20 protein-coding genes are annotated in these 19,465 nt (G+C 70.7%); 9 read left to right on the top strand and 11 right to left on the bottom strand.

The genetic code is table 11. From position 1 onward, the window contains the following. Positions 1-21 precede the first annotated feature (21 nt). Entirely contained in the window at positions 22-603 is a 582-nt protein-coding gene (locus ACQEU1_RS01355; RefSeq protein ID WP_433195287.1) for a CGNR zinc finger domain-containing protein, read from the top strand. Here the strand turns inward: ACQEU1_RS01355 and ACQEU1_RS01350 are convergent. The 3 genes from ACQEU1_RS01350 to ACQEU1_RS01340 form a co-directional block, all read right to left on the bottom strand. Beyond that, on the bottom strand, positions 600-1,259 hold the full coding sequence (locus ACQEU1_RS01350; RefSeq protein WP_433195285.1) for an alpha/beta fold hydrolase: 660 nt from the start codon (positions 1,257-1,259) through the stop codon (positions 600-602). The two genes, ACQEU1_RS01355 and ACQEU1_RS01350, sit on opposite strands and share 4 nt — an antisense overlap. Before the next feature lie 183 nt (positions 1,260-1,442). Beyond that, positions 1,443-2,024: a pyridoxal-phosphate dependent enzyme gene (locus ACQEU1_RS01345; protein WP_433195283.1), complete on the bottom strand. Its 582-nt coding sequence runs from the start codon at positions 2,022-2,024 to the stop codon at positions 1,443-1,445. Between the two features lie 355 nt (positions 2,025-2,379). Further along, positions 2,380-2,745 carry a winged helix-turn-helix transcriptional regulator gene (locus tag ACQEU1_RS01340; protein WP_433195281.1) on the bottom strand — a complete coding sequence of 122 codons (366 nt, stop codon included), beginning with the start codon at positions 2,743-2,745 and terminating at the stop codon, positions 2,380-2,382. 106 nt (positions 2,746-2,851) lie between these two features. Between ACQEU1_RS01340 and ACQEU1_RS01335 the strand changes: the two genes are divergently transcribed. The 5 genes from ACQEU1_RS01335 to ACQEU1_RS01315 all read left to right on the top strand — a co-directional run bounded on the left by ACQEU1_RS01335 (position 2,852) and on the right by ACQEU1_RS01315 (position 7,268). After that, positions 2,852-3,220: a DoxX family protein gene (locus ACQEU1_RS01335; protein ID WP_433195279.1), complete on the top strand. Its 369-nt coding sequence runs from the start codon at positions 2,852-2,854 to the stop codon at positions 3,218-3,220. Between the two features lie 144 nt (positions 3,221-3,364). Next, positions 3,365-4,591 carry a glycosyl hydrolase family 8 gene (locus ACQEU1_RS01330; RefSeq protein WP_433195277.1) on the top strand — a complete coding sequence of 409 codons (1,227 nt, stop codon included), beginning with the start codon at positions 3,365-3,367 and terminating at the stop codon, positions 4,589-4,591. 34 nt (positions 4,592-4,625) lie between these two features. Next, positions 4,626-5,663 (top strand): right-handed parallel beta-helix repeat-containing protein, encoded by a 1,038-nt coding sequence (locus tag ACQEU1_RS01325; RefSeq protein ID WP_433195275.1) that lies wholly within the window; start codon positions 4,626-4,628, stop codon positions 5,661-5,663. Positions 5,664-5,797: 134 nt separating this feature from the next. Beyond that, a complete protein-coding gene (locus tag ACQEU1_RS01320; protein ID WP_433195273.1) occupies positions 5,798-6,889 on the top strand; it encodes a VanZ family protein in 1,092 nt (363 codons plus the stop codon). Then, a complete protein-coding gene (locus ACQEU1_RS01315; protein WP_433195271.1) occupies positions 6,864-7,268 on the top strand; it encodes an SRPBCC family protein in 405 nt (134 codons plus the stop codon). Before ACQEU1_RS01320 ends, ACQEU1_RS01315 begins: the two co-directional genes overlap by 26 nt. Before the next feature lie 7 nt (positions 7,269-7,275). On the opposite strand, the gene ACQEU1_RS01310 is transcribed toward ACQEU1_RS01315, so the two are convergent. Next, the gene (locus tag ACQEU1_RS01310; protein ID WP_433195269.1) at positions 7,276-9,372 is read right to left on the bottom strand and encodes an alpha/beta fold hydrolase; all 2,097 of its coding nucleotides are present in this window, start codon (positions 9,370-9,372) and stop codon (positions 7,276-7,278) included. Beyond that, entirely contained in the window at positions 9,369-10,442 is a 1,074-nt protein-coding gene (locus tag ACQEU1_RS01305) for a class I SAM-dependent methyltransferase (RefSeq protein WP_433195267.1), read from the bottom strand. The genes ACQEU1_RS01310 and ACQEU1_RS01305 overlap by 4 nt, the downstream gene beginning before the upstream one ends. A 104-nt stretch (positions 10,443-10,546) precedes the next feature. On the opposite strand from ACQEU1_RS01305, the gene ACQEU1_RS01300 reads away from it, so the two are divergent. Beyond that, on the top strand, positions 10,547-13,186 hold the full coding sequence (locus tag ACQEU1_RS01300) for an ATP-binding protein (protein ID WP_433211274.1): 2,640 nt from the start codon (positions 10,547-10,549) through the stop codon (positions 13,184-13,186). Here the strand turns inward: ACQEU1_RS01300 and ACQEU1_RS01295 are convergent. Genes ACQEU1_RS01295 through ACQEU1_RS01280 form a run of 4 tightly spaced genes read right to left on the bottom strand, consistent with a single transcriptional unit; the run spans position 13,154 to position 15,466 of the window. Next, positions 13,154-13,780 (bottom strand): glyoxalase, encoded by a 627-nt coding sequence (locus ACQEU1_RS01295; RefSeq protein ID WP_433195265.1) that lies wholly within the window; start codon positions 13,778-13,780, stop codon positions 13,154-13,156. The two genes, ACQEU1_RS01300 and ACQEU1_RS01295, sit on opposite strands and share 33 nt — an antisense overlap. 54 nt (positions 13,781-13,834) lie before the next feature. After that, positions 13,835-14,740, bottom strand: a complete 906-nt coding sequence (locus tag ACQEU1_RS01290; protein ID WP_433195263.1) for a bile acid:sodium symporter — start codon at positions 14,738-14,740, stop codon at positions 13,835-13,837. A 43-nt stretch (positions 14,741-14,783) separates the two neighbouring features. Beyond that, positions 14,784-15,164 (bottom strand): MerR family transcriptional regulator, encoded by a 381-nt coding sequence (locus tag ACQEU1_RS01285; RefSeq protein WP_433195261.1) that lies wholly within the window; start codon positions 15,162-15,164, stop codon positions 14,784-14,786. Continuing rightward, the gene (locus tag ACQEU1_RS01280) at positions 15,161-15,466 is read right to left on the bottom strand and encodes a hypothetical protein (RefSeq protein WP_433195259.1); all 306 of its coding nucleotides are present in this window, start codon (positions 15,464-15,466) and stop codon (positions 15,161-15,163) included. Before ACQEU1_RS01280 ends, ACQEU1_RS01285 begins: the two co-directional genes overlap by 4 nt. Before the next feature lie 89 nt (positions 15,467-15,555). Here ACQEU1_RS01280 and ACQEU1_RS01275 point away from each other — a divergent pair, with 89 nt between their 5' ends. Together ACQEU1_RS01275 and ACQEU1_RS01270 are read left to right on the top strand one after the other, a co-directional pair. After that, positions 15,556-15,915: a MerR family transcriptional regulator gene (locus tag ACQEU1_RS01275; protein ID WP_433195257.1), complete on the top strand. Its 360-nt coding sequence runs from the start codon at positions 15,556-15,558 to the stop codon at positions 15,913-15,915. A gap of 159 nt (positions 15,916-16,074) precedes the next feature. Continuing rightward, positions 16,075-17,520 carry a SulP family inorganic anion transporter gene (locus tag ACQEU1_RS01270; RefSeq protein WP_433195255.1) on the top strand — a complete coding sequence of 482 codons (1,446 nt, stop codon included), beginning with the start codon at positions 16,075-16,077 and terminating at the stop codon, positions 17,518-17,520. On the opposite strand, the gene ACQEU1_RS01265 is transcribed toward ACQEU1_RS01270, so the two are convergent. Together ACQEU1_RS01265 and ACQEU1_RS01260 are read right to left on the bottom strand one after the other, a co-directional pair. Next, on the bottom strand, positions 17,510-18,382 hold the full coding sequence (locus tag ACQEU1_RS01265; protein ID WP_433195253.1) for an alpha/beta fold hydrolase: 873 nt from the start codon (positions 18,380-18,382) through the stop codon (positions 17,510-17,512). The genes ACQEU1_RS01270 and ACQEU1_RS01265 overlap by 11 nt on opposite strands. Further along, positions 18,379-19,431: a tartrate dehydrogenase gene (locus ACQEU1_RS01260; protein WP_433195251.1), complete on the bottom strand. Its 1,053-nt coding sequence runs from the start codon at positions 19,429-19,431 to the stop codon at positions 18,379-18,381. The genes ACQEU1_RS01265 and ACQEU1_RS01260 overlap by 4 nt, the downstream gene beginning before the upstream one ends. Between the last annotated feature and the right edge of the window lie 34 nt (positions 19,432-19,465).

Below are 19,465 nucleotides of genomic sequence, written 5' to 3'. Positions count from 1 at the left end.
TTCCAGCCGTTAGGAGCGGGCGTGACGACACTGGCGGGCTTCCAGGCGGCGGGCTTCCCGATGGGGGCCGAGCCGCTCGTCGCGCTCGACCTGGTCGACACGCAGGCGTTGTGCCTCGACCCGGTCAGGGACCTGCTGCCGGACGAGCAGGAGAACGCGAGGTGGTGGGCGTTGCAGGCCGATCGCCTGCCCGCCGGTCCCCCGCCGTCGCTGGGCGCGACCCGGCGGCTGCGGTCACTGGTGCGGGACCTGCTCGACGCGCACATGACCAGGACCACGCCCGATCCGGCGCTGGTCGCGGACCTCAACGCGGTGGCGGCTGCCGTGCCGACCAGTCCGCGGCTCGACGGGTGGGGTGCGGACGCGACGGCCGGGACCCGCTGGCACGACGACCACAACGGCCACCCGGCGCTGGCCGCGGTCGCGGGCGAGGCGATCAGGCTGCTGGCAGACCAGGCACGGCTGGGGTCGCTGCGGGCGTGCGCGAACCCGGCGTGCTCGATGCTGTTCCTGGCCGAGAACAAGCGCCGGATGTGGTGCGCGGCCAACGTGTGCGGCAACCGCGCACGCGTCGCCCGGCACTACGAGAAGACCCGCGCCTAGACCTTCGTGCTCTGGTGCAGCAACTCCGCGAGCGGGCCGGGCGCCGCCAGGAACGGCGAGTGCGACGTCGGCAGGTGGTGCACGACCGAGGCGCGAGTCGCCATTTCTCCTTGAAGCGACGGCGGCATCGTCTTGTCGTGGTCGCAGACCACGTAGGTGGACGGGATCGTCAGCCAGCCCGCGGCCCGCAGCCGGTCCGTGGCCGAACGCGCGCTCTGCGGCCGCAACCTCACGACGGCCCGTGCGGCGACCTCGGGATCGACGTCGCCGTAGAACAGCTCCGCGGCGTCGGCAGGAGGCGGCACCAGGTCGGCGTCCAGCGGCGGCAGGTCCGCCACCTCGCTGATCGACGTCCCCGGTTCGAGCATCCAGGCCGCGAGGAACACCAGGCGCGTCACGTTCAGCGCACCGGCCGTCGCCTCGGTCACCGGGAAGCCGCCGTAGGAGTGCGCGACGACAGCGACCGGACGGCCGACGGCGGTGATCGCGTGCCGGACGGCCTCGGCGTCCTCGTGCAGCCCGGCCGGCGATCCCGCGCTGGGCAGGTCGACCACGTGCGCGGTCCGGCCGAGGTGTTCGAGATCCTCGATCACGGCCTCCCAGCACCACGAGCCGTGGAACGCGCCGTGCACCAGAAGGATGTCAGGTGAGAGCATCAAGTCCCCCGCCGCAGAGGCGGGAATCGTCTCACGGGCATGCCTCGCACCGAAAAAGGCATTGGCAGACTTCGTCGCAATGCCGTGAGGTATGCAAGGAGACGCTTGACATGTACACGCAACTCAAGAGCATCATGCTGGCAGAACAGGTTCCCGGCCCGTTCTTCGTCTGAACGAGCCCCGTCACCCGGTCCAGCGGCGGTAGGAGCCGGCGTCGACGTTGTTCCCACAGATCACGGTGACGACGTGCCGCCCGGCGAAGCGGTCGCGGTCCTCCAGGATCGCGGCCACGCCGAGGGCGGCCGAGGGTTCGACGACCAGGCCGGCGTGCTCGAGGAGCAAGCGCATTCCCGCGATGATCGACGACTCTCGGACGAGAGTGGCGTCATCGGCCACCACCAGCAGGTCGTCCAGCACCTCCTGGATGGGGAACCGCCCGGCGACGCCGTCCGCAATGGTGTCGGCGGTCTCGGTGGTGACTACCCGGCGGGCGCGCCACGAGAGGGTCAGCGCCGGCGCGCGTTCGGGCTGGACGCAGATCACCTCGGTTCCGGGCCTCGTCGTCTTCACCACGTACCCCACGCCGGTCGCCATCGCACCGCCGCCCAGCGCGACCAGCACGGCGTCGAACTCGCAGTCCAGCTCCAGTCCGATCGTCGCGGCACCCTCGCACGTCCCGATGTCGGGGCTGTCCTCGAGCAACCGGATGTCGCGTTCCGCGGCGATGCGCACCGCACATTCGCGAGCCATCCCGAAGTCGCCCACCAGTTCCAGCTCAGCACCCCAGCGCGCGGATCCGGTCCAGCTTGGACGCAGGCGCCCCAGCCGACCACCGTCGCGTCACGGCCACGCCGTCCTCTCGAGCACGGACGCGCGTGCCCGAGGTTGCCGCGCCGGCGCACACCACGACCTCGCGGCCTGCTCGGCGAGCCGTCCGAATCGAACTCGGTGCCCGGCCCCGTATCCGATCGCGCCGCCCCCCGCCCTTCCTACCTTGCGGAACGAGCGAAAGAAGGTTTCGGTTCCCGGCCATCCACAGGCTACCGCAGACCCACGTCGTCGCAGGTCAGAACATCGGCACCCTGTGGACAACTTGCGATCTTAGCGAGGTCGAGGCGCATCACCGGCTCCGATGGGCGTTGATCTCGTCCCGGTGCTCCAGCGCCCACTCCGCCAGCGCGATCACCAGCGGCATCAACGTCTTCCCCAGCCCGGTCAGCTCGTACTCGACCCGCGGCGGCACCTCGGCGTAGGCGGTGCGGCTGACGAGGCCGTCCTCCACGAGGTGCTTCAAGGTGAGGGTGAGCATGCGCTGGGAGATGCCCACGACGGTCTGCTCCAGCTCCTTGAACCGCAGCGGTCCCTCCCGCAGTGCGCCGACGACCAGCAGGCTCCACTTGTCGCCGATCCGGTCCAGCACCTGGCGGACCGCGCCGCCGTCGTCGATCGGTGGCGGGCAGCCGTCCGCACGCGTGAACCGGGTCACAGCCGGACCTCCCGTCCTGGACACATACATCGTTGTGCCTTTTGCAGCTGCCTCAATGCAGACACAACATGAGGCTACGCACAAGGCGTAAGGATTGGAGTCTGCAATGAACATCGCACTCTGGGTGGCGCAGGTCCTGCTGGCCGTGGTCTACCTCGCCAGTGGCGCGGTGAAGCTGGTCCGGTCACGCGAGCAGATCGTCGCGTCCGGCAGCGGGAACTGGGCGAAGGACTTCTCCGACTCGGCGGTGAAGGGCATCGGCGCCGTCGAGGTGCTCGGTGCGCTGGGGTTGGTCCTGCCGTGGGCCACCGGCATCGCCCCGGTTCTGACGCCGATCGCCGCCGCCGGGCTGGTCGTCGTCCAGATCGTCGCCACGCGGGTGCACCTGAAGATCAACGAGACGAAGACGTTGCCCGTCAACGTGGTTCTGCTGCTGTTGGCGGCTTTTGTCGCAATCGGTCGTTTCGCAGGCTGAACACCACCAGGAAACGTCCCAACCGGACAATTCGCTTATAGTATGTAAAGTTTCCTATCATATTGACCACGGGTCTAGACGTGTGCCACGCTCACAAAAATCGCCGCCCTCAAAGAGAAACCGGTCTCACGGAGCGAGGGACACATGCGCAAAACCCTGCAAGCACTGGCTTTGACCGCTGTCGCGGCCACGAGTCTCATCACCTCGCACTCGGCGATCGCCGCCCCGGTGGCGGCGAAAGCCGCGGCGTCCCCCTACGTTCCCGGCACCCTGCGCCCGTCCGCCGACCAGGCGACGCAGGACGCCGCGCTGATGAAGTACTGGAACTTCTGGAAGACGAACTTCCTCAGCACCAAGTGCGGCTCCGGTACCTATGCCGTGCTGTCCAAGGACGCCGACCACGCCTACGTCGCGGAGGGCGAGGGCTACGGCATGACGATCGCCGCGATGATGGGCGGCAAGGACCCCCAGGCGCGGGCGATCTTCGACGGCATCCTGAAGTTCGTGAAGGCGCACCCGTCGGTCAACAACAAGGACCTGCACGCGGCCGAGCAGGACGCGAACTGCAAGAGCGTCAACGGCAGCGACTCCGCGACCGACGGCGACCTGGAGATCGCGTACGGCCTGCTGGTGGCCGACAAGGTCTGGGGCTCCTCGGGTTCGGTGAACTACCTCTCCGAGGCCAAGCGGGTCATCAACGCCATCAAGAAGTCCGAGGTCAACTCCAGCTCGAAGTTCATGCTGCTGGGCGACTGGGGCAACGACGCCGAGTACAAGAACAGCTCGCGCTCGTCGGACTGGATGCCCGGCCACTTCCGGGCGTTCGCCAACGCCACCGGTGACTCGACCTGGACCAGCGTCCGCACCACGCACGAGAACGCGATCACCAAGCTCCAGTCGCAGTTCTCCGGCAGCACCGGTCTGCTGCCCGACTTCGTGGTGAACACCAACAGCAGCAGCATCAAGCCCGCGCCGGCGAACTTCCTCGAGGGCTCCTACGACGGCGCCTACAGCTGGAACGCCTGCCGCGACCCGTGGCGCCTCGGTGCCGACGCCATCACCGCGTCCGACAGCGCGGCGAAGGCCCAGGTCCGCAAGATGAACACCTGGATCCAGGCCAAGACCGGCGGCGACCCCGCCAAGATCGGCTCCGGCTACAAGCTCAACGGCACCGCCACCGAGTCCGGCGAGCACCCCTGCTTCACCGCGCCGTTCGCCGTGGCCGCCATGACCGACCCCGGCAGCCAGGCCTGGCTCGACAAGCTCTTCGCGCAGATCAACAAGTTCAGCCCGGACAAGAACGACTACTACGGCACCGGCATCACCCTGCAGGTGCTCATCATCCTGTCCGGCAACTTCGTCGCCCCGTAAGTCACCTCCGCCGCCCTGACCCACGGAGGTTTCCTTGCAGTACCGCAAAACCTGCGCAGTGGCGGTAACGCTGCTGGCGGCCACCCAGTGGACGCCGGCAGCGCAAGCCGCGACCGTCAACGTCTCCACAGCAGCCCAGCTCAAAACCGCACTGGCCAACGCCACCCCAGGCACCACCATCTCCCTGGCAGCAGGCACCTACCGAGGCTCGTTCGTAACCCAAAAACCAGGCACGTCCGCGCAACCCATCACCCTGACCGGCCCCACCACCGCCGTCCTGATCAACGACGGCCCGTCCGGCGACCCACCGGACTGCCCCACCCCAGCCCCGGGCTACGACTCGGGCTACGGCCTGTGGCTCTCCAACGCCCCGTACTGGAACCTGACCGGCTTCACCGTCGCCGAGTCCAAGAAGGGCATCGTCGCGGACAACTCCCACCACACGGTCATCGACCGCGTGACCGTCCACCACGTGGACGAGGAGGGCGTGCACTTCCGCAAGTCCTCCGCCGACAGCGTCATCCGCAACTCCAGGATCACCGACACCGGCCTCGTCCAGACCGGCTACGGCGAGGGCGTCTACATCGGCTCCGCCGAGTCCAACTGGGAGTGCCACGGCAACAGCGGCGGCATCGACAAGAGCGACCGGGTCCAGGTCCTGAACAACACCATCGGCCCGAACGTCACCGCCGAGCACATCGACATCAAGGAGGGCACCCAGAACGGCGTGATCCGCGGCAACACCTTCAACGGTCAGGGCATCGCGGGCCAGCACTCCGCCGACTCCTGGGTCGACGTGAAGGGCTCCGGCTACCTGCTGGAGAACAACACCGGCACGTTCCGCAAGCCGGGCACTCTCGCCAACGGCTACGAGACCCACCAGATCACCGGGAACCTCAGCGGCTGCGGCAACACCTGGAAGAACAACAGGTCGGACGTGGGCAACTCCGGCGAGTACGCCATCAAGATCACCACGCTGTCCCAGTGCACGAGCAAGCCCAACGTGGTCTACGCGTCGAACACGGTGACAGGCGCCAAGAAGGGCCTGACCAACGCCAAGGTGACGCCGTAAGTCACCGCCGGTCAGTCCCGCACGGTCTGCGGGACTGACCGGCGAGCCCGACCGGATGCACCTCCGGCGGCCATCCGACGGATTCCGGCGAAACCGAGGTTTGACCGCACCTCGAAGCGGGCATTGGATCGCTCATGATGGCGTCGTACTGGGAAACCGCCCGAACCGGTTTCCTGGCGTTCGTGGGTGTCGGCCTCTCGGTCCTGGTCCCCCTGATCCTGCTGCACTACTTCCGCTTCAGGCGCGTCGAGCCCCGCAGGGCCTTCGTCCTCTACGGGCTGCTCGCCTACGGTCTGGTGGCCCTGGCGCTGATCTTCCTGCCGTTCCCGAGCGACCCGGACAACCTGTGCACCGGCGACCAGATGCTGTCCACGGTCCCGTTCCAGTGGGTCACGGACATGAGCAACAACATGGCGGCCTACGGACGGTCCGGCATCGGAGCGATGGTCCAGTCGCAGGCCTTCCTCCAGCAGCTCTTCAACGTCGCCCTCTTCGTTCCCCTGGGCATCGTCCTGCGCAAGGCCTACGGCAAGGGCCCGCTGGCCGTGATCGCCATCGCCATGGGCATCTCCCTGGCCGTGGAGGTGGTCCAGTACACCGGCAACCTCGGCTTCTACCCCTGCCCGTACCGGATCGCCGACGTGGACGACCTGATCTCCAACACCTTCGGCGGCTTCTTCGGCTGGATGCTGGCGCCGGCCGCCTTCGTGGTGCCCCGCGTGCCGTCCTCGGAAGAGGCCGAGGCACCGCAGGGAACCGTCACCGTGCCGCGCCGCCTGCTGGGCCTGATCTCCGAGCTGGTCCTGGTGATCGTGATCGCCAAGCTGCTGCTGCACAGCAACCCGCTGTGGGCCGTCTGCGTGCTGGCCGCGTTCCGCGTCGTCCTGCCCGCCGCCGCCAACGGCCTGACCGTCGGCGGCATCCTCTTCAACTACCGCGTCCGGGCCGAGAACGGCACGCGCGCCAACCCGTTCGCCCTGCTGGCCCGCGAACTGCTCGGCTTCACCGGCTTCCTCGCGTACGCGACGGTCGTGTCGCCGCTCGTCGACATCGGCTGGTGGGACCTGGCGGTGGTGGCGCTGTACGTGGGCGGCGCCTTCGTGGTGCCGATCTTCCGGCGCGACCAGCGCGGCTGGCACGAGCACGTGGCGCGCACGCGGGACGTGTTCACCGACCGGGCGATCGGGTACCCGGACCGCCATGACGACGTACACGCACACAGCTGAGGCGGACATCCCGGCCGACACGCTCTTCGGCTTCCTCGCGGAGCCGCGCAACCTGCCGCGCTACTTCCCGCAGATGACGGCCGCCGAGCCGGAGGGCGGCGAGCAGGTCCACGTGGAGGCCGAGGTGCACGGCCACCACGTGGAGGGCGAGGCCTGGGTGCGGCCGGACCCGGAGCACCGCACCCTGGAGTGGGGTGCCGAGGGCCCGGACGACTACCACGGCGAGCTCCAGGTCGAGGAGGTCTCGCCGGGACGGTCGCGGATCACCGTGAGCCTGCACAGCGTCCGCGAGGCGCAGGGCGACGAGGTGCAGCGCGGGCTGGAGCAGACGGTGGCGGTGCTGACCCAGACCGCCGCGGCGGACGACCGGGCGAACTAGGGGCGAGCTAGAGCAGCGAGGCGAGCAGAGCGGCGGCCCGCGCCGCTCCGTCCCGCTCCACCTCCCGGTACGCGGGACGCCGGCCGATCTCCTCCGCGATCGCCGCGGCCAGCCCGTCCGCCACCTCCTCGTAGCTCATGCACCGGCCCGCGCCGTAGCGGTCGAGCCGGTGCCGGACGTGGAAGTTCTGCTCGAAGTGGTGGCGCAGCGGCACGTAGATGAACGGGCGCCGCGCCGCGGTGAGCTCCATGCACGTGGTCAGGCCGCCCTGGACCACCGCGACGTCGCACGCGGCGAGGACCTGCGGCAGGTCGGGAACGAACCCGCGGATCTCGACAGCGGGGTGCGCCGGCAACGCCGACGGGTCGATCCGCGGGCCGGTGACGACGAGGAACCGCAACCCTGGCACCCGCCGAACCGCCTCCGGCACCACGGAGAGCACCCGCTTCAGCAACGACTCCCCCACTCCCGAACCACCGACCGCGACGACGCAGAGCTTCTCGCCGGAGCGGAGACCGAGCCGACCGCGCAACGCCTCCACCTCGCGTTCGCCCACCGGGTCGAACCCCGTGACGTAGCCGCAGAAGTCGAAGTTCTGCTCCGTCCACTCGCGAATCGCCGGCAGCCCCTCGCCGAACGGCAGCGAGACCACGTCGTCCGGGTCGCCGACGAACACCGACCGGTCCCGCACCCGGCGCAGCCGTGCGCGGTGCTCGATCATCTCGAGGTTGTGGTCGGCGGTGAGACGCTGCTCCCGCGCGCCGCCGTCCGGCATCGGCAGCCAGCCGACGAAGTCCGTCAGCCAGGCGAACGAGAACCGCTTCAACCCCGGGTTCTCGTGCAGGAAGTAGTCGACGTCCCAGGCCTCGTCACCGATCACCAGGTCGTACGGCTCGTCCTCCAGCAGGTCCTGGAACACCATGAAGTTGGCCACCAGCAACGCGTCCAGCCGCCGGAACGCCTCGAACACGTGCAGGTCGTGCTCCCCGGCGTCCTCCTCGACGTGCGCCGACTCGGTGGCGAGCCACGCGGACGCCGGGTGGACGCGCTCGCCCGCCGGCCCGAGCACCTCGGTGACCGGGTGCTGGGCGAGCCAGTCGACCTCCAGCCGCGGTTCGAGCTTCCGCAGCTCGGTCGCGATGGCCAGGTCGCGCCGGGCGTGCCCGAGACCGATCGGCGAACTGAGGTAGAGCGCCCGCAACGGCCTGGTCCGCGACGTCCGCACACGCCTCACCGAGGGGTGCACGCGGTCGACGAAGTCCTTGATCAGCAGGTTGATCCGGACCGGGTCGCGGGCGTGCACCCCGTGCCCGGCGCCGTCGACCAGCACGAGGTCGCCACCGGTCAGCTCGGCCAGGCGCGCGCCGATGGCGTGCGGCCGGATCTGGTCGTCGGTCCCGTGGATCACCAGCACCGGGCACCGCACCTGCCTGCATTCGTCCTCAATGGACTCCGACGCCAACCTTCCAGCAGTCGTGTCGACGAGCGTCACCGGGTCGATCTCGTGCGCCCACCGCACCGCGTCCTCGATCTGCTTCGTCGAGTGCGGCTGGGAGAACATGCGCGAGAAGAACCACGAGGTGAAGTCGTCGTAGCCGCCACCGAGCCAGTGGTGCCGATTGTACGGCGTGTCGCCTTCCGTTGCCTCCCAAGCTTCTCGCTCCTGGTCCTGGACGCCGATGAGCGACCCGCTGGCCGGTCCGATCGCGACGATCCCGGTGACCCGCGCGGGATGGCGGACGGCCGCGAGCACCGACCACGCGTCGCCGCGGGACAACGCCACCAGCACGGCCCGCGCGGTGTCCGTGGCGTCCAGCACGGCGATCGCGTCCTCCGCGCACTCCGAGTCCACATAGGACTTGAACCCGGCCGGCCGATCCGACTCCCCGCTGCCCCGCCCGTCGAACGTGACCACCCGGAAGTGCCGTGCCAGGAACGGGACCTGGGCCTTCCAGAACCTCGACGGCACGATCGACCAGGTGGGCATCAGCAGGACGGTCGGCCTGCCGGGGTTGTCGTAGACCCGGAACGCGAGCCGCACCCCGGCGCGGTCGGCGAACCCGGTGCGGTCGGCCTCGCGCACCGGGCGCGGCTCGGCGTTCACGGGCGGACTTCGAGGACCTGGTTGAACGGCGTCTGCGCGACACCGGCGAACCGGGTGAACCCACCGGCGACCGCGACGTCGCGCAACCGCGCGGGCCCGGCCTGGGTGCCCAGCGCGAGACCGACGTCCTGCGACAGCGACGCGGGCGTGCACAGCAGCGTGGAGAAGCCGTAGTAGGTGCGGCCCACGGGGTTGAGGTTGTCCTCGACGCGGTCACCTGCCATCGGCTCGACGATCATCCACGTGCCGTCGCCCGCCACCGCGTCCCGCACGTGCTGCGCGGCCCCGACCGGGTCGCCCATGTCGTGCAGGCAGTCGAACATGGTCACGAGGTCGTAGCCGGTGCCGGTGAAGTCCTTGGCGGAGGCCACCTCGAACGTGACGCGGTCGCTCACCCCCGCGGCCTCCGCGCGTTCGCGCGCGACCCGGACCGACTCGGGGTGGTAGTCCGATCCGACGAACGTCGACTTGGGAAAGGCCTGAGCCATCAGGATCGTTGACGCGCCGTGGCCGCAGCCGACGTCCGCGACCCGTGCGCCGGCGCGGAGCTTGTCCGTGACGCCGTCCAGCGCGGGCAGCCAGCCGTCGATCAGGTTCGCCGAGTAGTTGGGCCGGAAGAACCGCTCGCACCCGACGTGCACGTCGGTGGTGTGCTCGTGCCAGCCGACGCCCGAGCCGCTGCGCGCCGCGTCCAGCACCCGTCCGGCGTCGTGCACGGTGCCCAGCGCGATCTGGAACATGCCGGGCAGGAACGCGGGGCTGTCCTCGACCGTCAACGCCACGGCGTGCTCGATCGGCAGCGAATACCTGCTGGTCGCGGGGTCGTAGGTGACGTACCCGCCCGCCGCCTGGGCGTTCAGCCACTCCCGCGCGTACGGCTCGGCGGTGCCGGTGCGGTCGGCGAGCTCGGCGGCGCCGACCGGCTGCCCGTCGGCCATCGCGCGGTAGTAGCCGAGCTTGTCGCCCATGACGACGAGCGCGGCGTTGAGCGTGGCGCCCACCTCGTCGACGGCGCGGAACACGAACTGCATCAGCTTGTCGGTGTCGACCTCGGGTCTTGTCGTGGTCATCTCTTCCCTCCCTGGTGAGGCTCAGGAACCTAGGAGCGCCGGCGACGTGGCCGCATCAGGTGCCCCACCTAGGGTTTCGCCGACCTACACTCCCCCGTGTGCTGATGGGCCGCGACTCGGAACGGCACCGGATCGAGCGGCTCGTCGCGAGCGCCCGGATCGGCCGCGGCGGCGCGCTCGCCCTCACCGGTGAACCGGGCGTCGGCAAGACCACCCTGCTGCGCTTCGCCGCCTCGTGCGCGACCGGCATGACCGTGGTGCACGCGGCGGGCAGCGTCGCCGAGCGCGAGATCCCGTTCGGCGGGCTGCACCAGGTGCTGCGCCCGGCCCTGGACCGGCTGGCCGAGATCCCCGCGCCGCAGGCCCAGGCGTTGTCCGTGGCGCTCGCGCTGGCGTCCGGGCCGGCGATCGACAGGTTCGCGGTCGGGGCCGCGACGCTGAGCCTGCTGTGCCGGTTCGCCGAGGACCGGCCGCTCGCGGTGCTGCTCGACGACCTGCACCTGGTGGACCGGCCGTCGGTGGACGCGCTGGCGTTCGCCGCCCGCCGCCTCGCCGCGGACCCGGTCGTCCTGCTGGCCGCGACCCGTGCCCCGGACCCGCCGCTGCCCGCGCTGGCGTTGACCGGCCTGGACCTCGCCACCGCCCGCGACCTGGTGTCGAGCCGCTCGGGCCCGGTGTCGCCGGAGCACATCGCCCGCCTGCACCGCGCGACCGCGGGCAACCCCCTCGCCCTGGTCGAACTGGCCGCGCACCGCGTGGACACCTCCCCGGAGGCGCCGCTGCCGGTGTCCGCCGCGCTGGCCCACGAGTTCGCCGCGCAGGCCCGTTCGCTCAGCGCGTCCGGGCAGGCGGCGTTGCTGGTCGCGGCCGTGGCGGGCGCCGACCTGCGGGTGGTGGCCGGGGCGTGCGAGGTGCACCGGGTCGAGGTCGGCGCGCTGGCCGAGGCGGAGAGCGCCGGGCTGGTGCGGATCGCCGCCGGACGCGTGGAGTTCCGGCACCCGTTGATCCGCGCGGCCGTGTACGGCGACGCCGACCCGCAGCGGCGCCGGGCGATCCACCGGGCCGTGGCGGCTGCCGTCGGCGAAGGGTCCGACCGGCAGGCCTGGCACCTGGCCGAGGCCGCGGTCGGGCCGGACGCCGTGGTGGCCGGCCTGCTGGTGCAGGCGGCGGAGCGAGCGCACGACCGCAGCGCGCACGACGTCGCCTCCGCCGCGTACGAGCGGGCGGCGCGCCTCAGTCCCGACCTCGAACGGCACGCGGCGCTGTGCGTCTCGGCCGCGGAGTCCGCGTGGCTCGCCGGCGAGACGAAGCGGTCGATCGCGTTGGTGGACCAGGCGGGCCCCGGCCGTGCCGTGGAGCTGCGGGCGGCGATCGCGGCACGCACCGGGTCGCTGACCGAGGCCCGCGACCTCTGCCGTCAGGCCGCCGCGGCCTCCGGCACCCCCGACGCCGCCGTCGTCCTGCTGGCCGACGCCGTCAACGCCTGCTTCTACCTCGGCGACACCGCCACCGGCCTAGACCTCGCCCACGAGATCGAGGCCAGGCTCCCCCAGGTGACGACCCCGCGGGCGACCGGCCTCGGTCACATGGCCGCCGGAGTCGCCAGGATCCTCGCCAACCGCGGCGGCGCCGACCAGATCCGGACCGCCGTCGACCTGCTCACGACCTCCGGTCTCCTGCACGAGGACCGGAGCAGGCTGTCCTGGCTGATGATCGGCCCGCTCTTCCTGCGCGACGCCGACTCCGGCACCGAACTGCGCCGCACCGTCGCGCACGCCCGCGACGAGGCCGCCGTCGGCACCCTTCCCGCGCTGCTCTTCCACGTGGCGAGGGACGAGGCCACCACCGACCAGTGGGCGCGTGCCGAAGCCACCTACGACGAGGCGACGCGGCTGGCCCGCGAGGCCGGCCAGGAGACCGACCTCGCCATGTGCCTCGCGGGCAGGGCGTGGCTGCAGGCCAGGCTGGGCAACGAGAACCGCTGCCGGGACCTGGTCGCGGAGGCCCTGCCGCTCTGCCGGTCCCGCGACATCCACATCGGACGCGTCTGGTCGCTGTTCGCGCTGGGAGAGCTGGAACTGGGCCGCGGCGACCCCGCGAAGGCGTTGACCCACCTGGAAGAGCTCGCCGCACTGCTCGACGACCTGAGGCTGGTCGACCCGGACCTGTCGCCCGCGCCGGAGCTCACCGACGCCCTGGTCCGGCTGCACCGCCGTGCCGAGGCCGAACCGATCGCCGAGCGCTTCCGGGCAGCGGCCCGCGCCAAGGGCCAGCCCTGGTCGATGGCCCGCGCCGAACGGACGTCCGGCATCCTCAGCGAGGACTTCGAGACGCACTTCGAGGCGTCGTTGCGGTACCACGAAAGGACTTTGGACGACTTCGAGACCGCGCGCACGCGGCTCGCCTACGGTGCCCGCCTGCGCCGGGCCCGCCGCCGGGCCGACGCACGCCCGCACCTGCACGCCGCGCTGGAGACGTTCGAGCGCCTCCGCGCGGCCCGGTGGGCGGACCTGGCGGCGGTCGAACTCGGCGCCACCGGCGAGACGATCAAGCGTCGGGACGACGAGGAAACCCTGACGCCGCAGGAGTTGCAGGTGTCGTTGCTGCTCGCGGAGGGCAAGACCACCCGCGAGGTCGCCGCCGCGTTGTTCCTCAGCCCGAAGACCATCGAGTACCACCTGCGCAAGGTCTACACGAAGCTCGGCATCCGCTCACGCGCCGAGCTGGCCGACCGGCTGCCCTGACGCCCACGCGAACCCGTCCGGGTCGGTGAACTCCCCGGCGCCGTGCATCTCGACGCGGTGCGACCCGGACCCCTCCGGCGCGACGCCCGCGTCCTTGGCCAGCGCGCGCCGCCGGTACAGGCCCAGCTTGATGCCGCCGGTCCCGGCGAACTGCACGTACACGCGGCCGAAGCTCTTCTCCACCACGAACCCGTGGTCCACGTAGCACTGCCTGCTCGCCACGATGTCGGTGGCGCCGATCAGCAGCACGACGTCCTCGACCGCGCCGGTGACCGGGGCGGTGTTCTTCTTGGCGGAGGTCGCGACCTTCCAGATCGTGCCGTCCGGCGCCCGCACGACCCCGCCGTAGCCCCACATCGACCTGGCGGCGGGCTTGAGCACCGTCGCGCCGGCGTCGATCGCACCGTTGATGAGGACGTCGACATCGCCGGGCTGCGCGACCGTCAGCGAGAGGGTGAAGCCGCGGAATCCGGTGGCCGGTTCCTGCGAGGCCCGCAGGCGCAGCCGGGAGCCGAGCCCGAAAGCGGTGGCGTAGAAGCGTTCGGCGGCCGCGAGGTCGGCCACTTCGAGGGTGATCGCGTCGAATGAGGTCATGCCGGGAACGCTATTCGCCGCCCCGCCCGCGGTGCTTCTCGATTCCTGACCGCCTCACGGCACCAGCCGCGGCACCACCTTGACGTACACGACCATCCCGACGACCTCGACCATCGTCTGGGTGACCACGACGACGGCGGCGACGTCCCCCGGCAACGCCAGCGCGAGCGGCAGCACCACCAGCGAGTTCCGCGTGGCCCCGGTGAACACGATCGCCCGCCCGGCCGGTCCGTCCACCCGGAACACCCGCGCCACGGCCATCCCCGCGAACGCCATCGCCACCAGGAACACCGCGTAGAACGGCACCACCCGCACCACCAGCCCGAGGTCACCGAGCTTCGGCACCTGCGACGCCACCACGACGAACAACGTCACCGCCATCAACGGCACCATCGACGTGCTGATCGCGCCGATGACCCGCCGCGCGAACGTCTGCGTGAGCCACGCGAGCACCAGCGGCACCACGATCAGCACCACGAACGCCTCGACGAACGGCCCCGGCTCCACCACCGCCAGGTCCGCCCCGAGGAACAGCCACAGGTACCCAGGTAGCAACACCATCTGCGCCAGCAACAACAACGGCGTCGCCGCCAGCAACCGCCGGCTGTCACCGCCCGCCAGCCCGCTGAACACGATCACGTAGTCCACACACGGTGTGAGCAACACGAGGAGCACGCCGACCCGCACGGCCTGATCGTCAGGCAGGAACGCGAAGAGCGCGGCCACCACCAACGGCACCACCACGAAGTTCACGACCAGCGCCGCCGCCAGGAACCGCCCGGACCGCAACGAGCGCCCCAGCTCGGCCACCGGCACCTGCAGGAACGTCACGTACAGCAGCACCGCCAGCACGGGGTTGATCGCGTGCTCCAGCGCTGGCCCAGCACTCGGGACGAACCACCCCGCCAGCCCGCCCGCCGCCAGCGCGCCGAGGTAGACGGCCACCTGATGACGTTCCATCCCCGCGACGAACCCAGGCAAAGCAACCCTCCCGATCAGCTGATCAGGACGATAACGGGCACGCGGGCGTGTGCGAGCACGCCACCAGGTCGTCGCAACCGGCCGTGATGGCCGCGCGCAACGTGTCCCGGACGACCTCCAGGTCCGCGATCTTCGCCTCCACCTCGCCGAGCTTCACCACGGCCCGCTCCCCCAGCCCGGGCCTGCGCGCCCCCAGCAGCTCGCCGATCTCCTCCAGCGAGAACCCGAGCCGTTGCGCGGCCTTGATCACCCGGATCACCGTCACGGTCTCGCGCGGGTACAACCGGTGCCCGCCCAGCGACCGGTCGGGCCGGGCCAGCAACCCGACGCGTTCGTAGTACCGCAGCGTCTCCCGGTTCACCCCGGCCGCCTCCGCCACCTCGCCCGTGCGCAGCGCGGTCACCGGGCCTCCAGCGCGTCCAGCACCGCGACGTGCTCGGCGGGCACCGAGATCGCCAGGCTGAGCGCGCCACCGGAGGCGGTGAGCGCGAACGTGAAGAACGAGCAGCAGCCCGTCTCCCGCACCGCCAGGTCCGCCGCGCGCGCCGCGATCTCCGGGCGCGGCTCCAGGTCCAGCACCAGCCGTGTCCTCTCTGGACGGTGGCGCGCGCCGGCGGCGAACAGCTCGTCGAACTCCGCCACCCGCGGTGGCCTCGAAGCCGCCGGCAACGTGCACGCCGCCGGTGCCCACACCTCGTCGCTCATGGTCCGACGGTAAACCCGTACCCAGGCCCCGGATGCAAGTCGTGGGAGAATGGGCGACCGCTGGCGGAAGGGACGTTGTGGGCGAGCGCATGCAGATCGGTGAGGTCGCCGAACGGATCGGCCTGTCGTTGCGCACGATCCGCTACTACGAGGAAGTCGGCCTGGTCGTGCCGAGTGCGCGCAGCCAGGGCGGGTTCCGCCTCTACACCGAACCCGACGTGCAACGGCTCGGCGTGATCATGCGGATGAAGCCGCTGGGCTTCCAGCTCGACGAGATGCGCGAGCTGCTCGAGCTCCTCGACGCCTTGGCCGAGGACAGCAGCGACGAGCACCTGCGCCGGCTCACCGAGTTCTGGAACGCCGCCGAGGAACGGTGCGAGGCCCTGCGCAAGCAGCTCGCCATCGCCGAGGACTTCGCCGCCACGCTGCGGTCGCACCTGCCTGCCTGAGACGCCGCTCACGATCAACGTCCGGCAGCGCAACCCTACCCTCACGTCAGGGTAGGGTTGCGCCGCGCCACCGCCGTCGCGCGTCCCAGACCTGCGTTTCCCTGCATCGAGGTTGATGTGTCCTCCTCCCAGGCCTCCCGGCCGTCCCTGCTTCAGCGCGTGCGCACGACCTGGTTCGCGAACACTCGTGCGGACCTGCTGTCGGGGCTGGTCGTCGCGCTCGCGCTGATCCCGGAGGCGTTGTCGTTCTCGGTGATCGCCGGGGTGGACCCGAAGGTCGGCCTGTACGCGTCGTTCACCATCGCGATCATCATCGCGTTCGCGGGCGGCCGTCCCGCGATGATCTCGGCCGCGACCGGTGCGATGGCGCTGGTGCTCGTGCAGCTGGTGCGGGACCACGGCGTGGAGTACATGTTCGCGGCGACCGTCCTAACAGGAATGTTTCAGATCCTCTTCGGACTGCTGGGCGTGCACAGGCTGATGCGGTTCGTGCCGCGCACGGTCATGACGGGCTTCGTGAACGCGCTGGCGATCCTGCTGTTCGCAGCGCAGATCCCGCACATCACCGGCGGCGGCTGGCCGGTGATCGCGCTGGCGGCGCTCGGGCTCGGGATCATCTACCTGCTGCCGCGCCTCACCAAGGTCGTGCCCGCGCCGCTGGTCGCGATCGTCGTGGTCACCGCGCTGACGGTGTTCCTGCACATCGCCGTGCCCACGGTCGGCGACCAGGGCGAGCTGCCGTCCGCTCTGCCCGGCTTCGGCCTGCCGGTGGTGCCGTTCACGTTCGGCACGCTCGCGATCATCGCGCCGTACGCGCTGACGCTCGCCGCGGTCGGGTTGATCGAGTCGCTGCTCACCGCCCAGCTGCTGGACGACCTCACGGACACGCCGTCCAGCAAGGGCACCGAGGTGCGCGGCCAGGGCATCGCGAACATCGCCACCGGGTTCTTCGGCGGAATGGCGGGCTGCGCGATGATCGGCCAGTCGATGATCAACGTGAAGTCCGGCGGCCGCACCCGCCTGTCGACCCTCGCGGCGGGCGTGTTCCTGCTGGTCCTGGTGTTCGTGCTCGGCCCGGTCGTGTCGCTCATCCCGATGGCCGCGCTGGTCGCGGTGATGGTCTTCGTGTCGGTGAGCACGTTCGACTGGGGCAGCATCAGGCTTTCGACGCTGCGCCGCACGCCGAAGAGCGAGACGGCGGTGATGGTCGTGACCGTCGGCACGGTCGTGGCCACGCACAACCTCGCGCTCGGCGTGCTGGCCGGCGCGGTGCTCTCGGCGATCTTCTTCGCCCGCAGGGTCGCGCATCTGGTCGAGGTCTCCAGCGTGCTCGACCCGGACGGCGGCGTCCGCGTCTACGCCGTCACCGGCGAGCTGTTCTTCGCCTCCACCAACGAACTTCTGCACGTCTTCGACTACGGCGACACAGTGTCCAAAGTGGTCATCGACCTGTCCGCGGCGCACGTCTGGGACAGCTCGGCGGTCGCCACGCTCGACGCCGTCACCGCGAAGTTCGCCTCTCGCGGGGTCGAGGTCGAGATCGTGGGCCTCAACCCGCACAGCGCCCAGCTGCACACCAGGCTGTCCGGTCAGCTCACGAGCTGAAGAACTCCTTCAACGCGGCCGCCACCTCGTCAGGGCGTTCCTCCGGCAGGTAGTGGTCGCAGTCGAGCACCCGGCCTCGGACATCCCGCGCGTACGACTTCCAGATGTTCAGAACATCGTAGTGACGGCCGACGAACCCGTGCTCGCCCCAGAGCGCGAGCAGCGGTGCCTGCACGATCCCGCCCTCGCGGTCGTGCTCCAGGTCGATGCCGGCGGCGGCTCGGTAGTCGGAGCAGGACGCGGCGATCGCGGCGGGGTCGGAGAAGCAGCGGACGTACTCCTCCACCGCCGCCGGGTCGAACGGCGTGCCGCCGTGGTGGCGGCTCCGCATCCGCGCCTCGATCCAGAACCGCGGGTCGGCGCCGATCAGGCGTTCGGGGATGCCGTTCGGCGCGGCCAGGAAGAACCAGTGGAAGTAGCCGAGGCCGAAGTCCTTGTCCGCGTGCTCGAACGCGTGCCGGGTGGGCACGATGTCCAGCACCGCGAGCTTGGTGACCGCGTCGGGCGCGTCGAGGGCCAGCCGGTGCGCCACCCGGCCGCCGCGGTCGTGGCCCGCCACCCCGAACCGGTCGAAGCCCAGCTCGGTCATCACCGCCAGCTGGTCGGCGGCCATCGCGCGCTTCGAGTACTCGGCGTCGTCCGGACCTGGCACGGGCTTGTCGCTGTCGCCGTACCCGCGCAGGTCGGTGACCACCACGGTGAAGTCCTCGGCCAGTTCCGGCGCGACCCGGTGCCAGATGACGTGCGTCTGCGGATAGCCGTGCAGGAGCAGCAACGGCGGCCCGTCCCCGGCGATCCCGACTCGGATGTCGACGCCATCCGAGTTGACGGTCCTGCGCTCGAACGGCAGCGGCACGCTCATGACACGCTGTCCAGCACGGCCTGGGTGAACTCGCCGGTCGAGGCGGTGCCGCCCAGGTCAGGCGTGCGGACGGGCGTCCGCGCCAGCACGTCGGCCATCGCGCGCTCGACGGACGCGGCCGCTTCGGCGTGCCCGAGGTGGTCGAGCATCAGCGCCGCGGTCCAGATCGCGCCCAGCGGGTTCGCGACGCCCTTGCCCGCGATGTCGGGCGCGGAGCCGTGCACCGGTTCGAACATCGACGGGAAGTCGCGCTCGGGGTTGATGTTCGCGGACGGCGCGATGCCGATGCTGCCCGCGACGGCCGCGGTGAGGTCGCTGAGCACGTCCCCGAAGAGGTTCGACCCGACGATCACGTCGAACCGCGCGGGATCGAGCACCACCTTGGCGCACAGGGCGTCGATGTGCTCGGACGTCCAGCCGACGTCCGGAAAGGACAGTGCGGTCTCGGCGACCACCTCGTCCCAGAACGGCATGGTGTGCACGATGCCGTTGGACTTGGTCGCCGACGTCACGTGCCCGCGCCGCTGTCCCGCCAGCCGGAACGCGTACGAGGCGATCCGTTCCACACCAGCCCGCGTGAAGACCGACTCCTGGACGGCCATCTCCTCCGGGAACCCGCGCCCGAACCGGCCACCGACCTCGCTGTACTCGCCCTCGACGTTCTCCCGCACCACGACCAGGTCCATCGCGGCGGCCCCGCGCACCGGGCTCTCCACGCCCGCGAACACCTTGACCGGCCGCAGGTTCACGTACTGCCGGAAGCCGCGCCGGATCGGGATCAGCAGCCCCCACAACGAGACGTGGTCCGGCACCGACGGATCGCCGACCGCGCCGAGCAGCACCGCGTCGTGGTGCCGGATCCGCTCCAGCCCGTCGGCGGGCATCATCGCGCCCTCCGCGACGTACCGGGCGCACGACCAGTCGAACTCGTCGTAGACGAACGTGATGCCGTGCCGCCGCCCGGCCGCGTCGAGCACCCGGCAGGCCGCGGGCGTCACCTCCTGGCCGATGCCGTCTCCCGGGACGAGCGCGATGCGGTGAGTGACCATGATTCCGATGACATCACCATCCGGACGCCCACGT

The organism is Lentzea sp. CA-135723, assembly GCF_050936595.1.
Classification (GTDB): Bacteria; Actinomycetota; Actinomycetes; order Mycobacteriales; family Pseudonocardiaceae; genus Lentzea.
The sequence above is the reverse complement of the archived record's forward strand: the minus strand, read 5'-3'. Positions and strand labels throughout refer to the sequence as shown.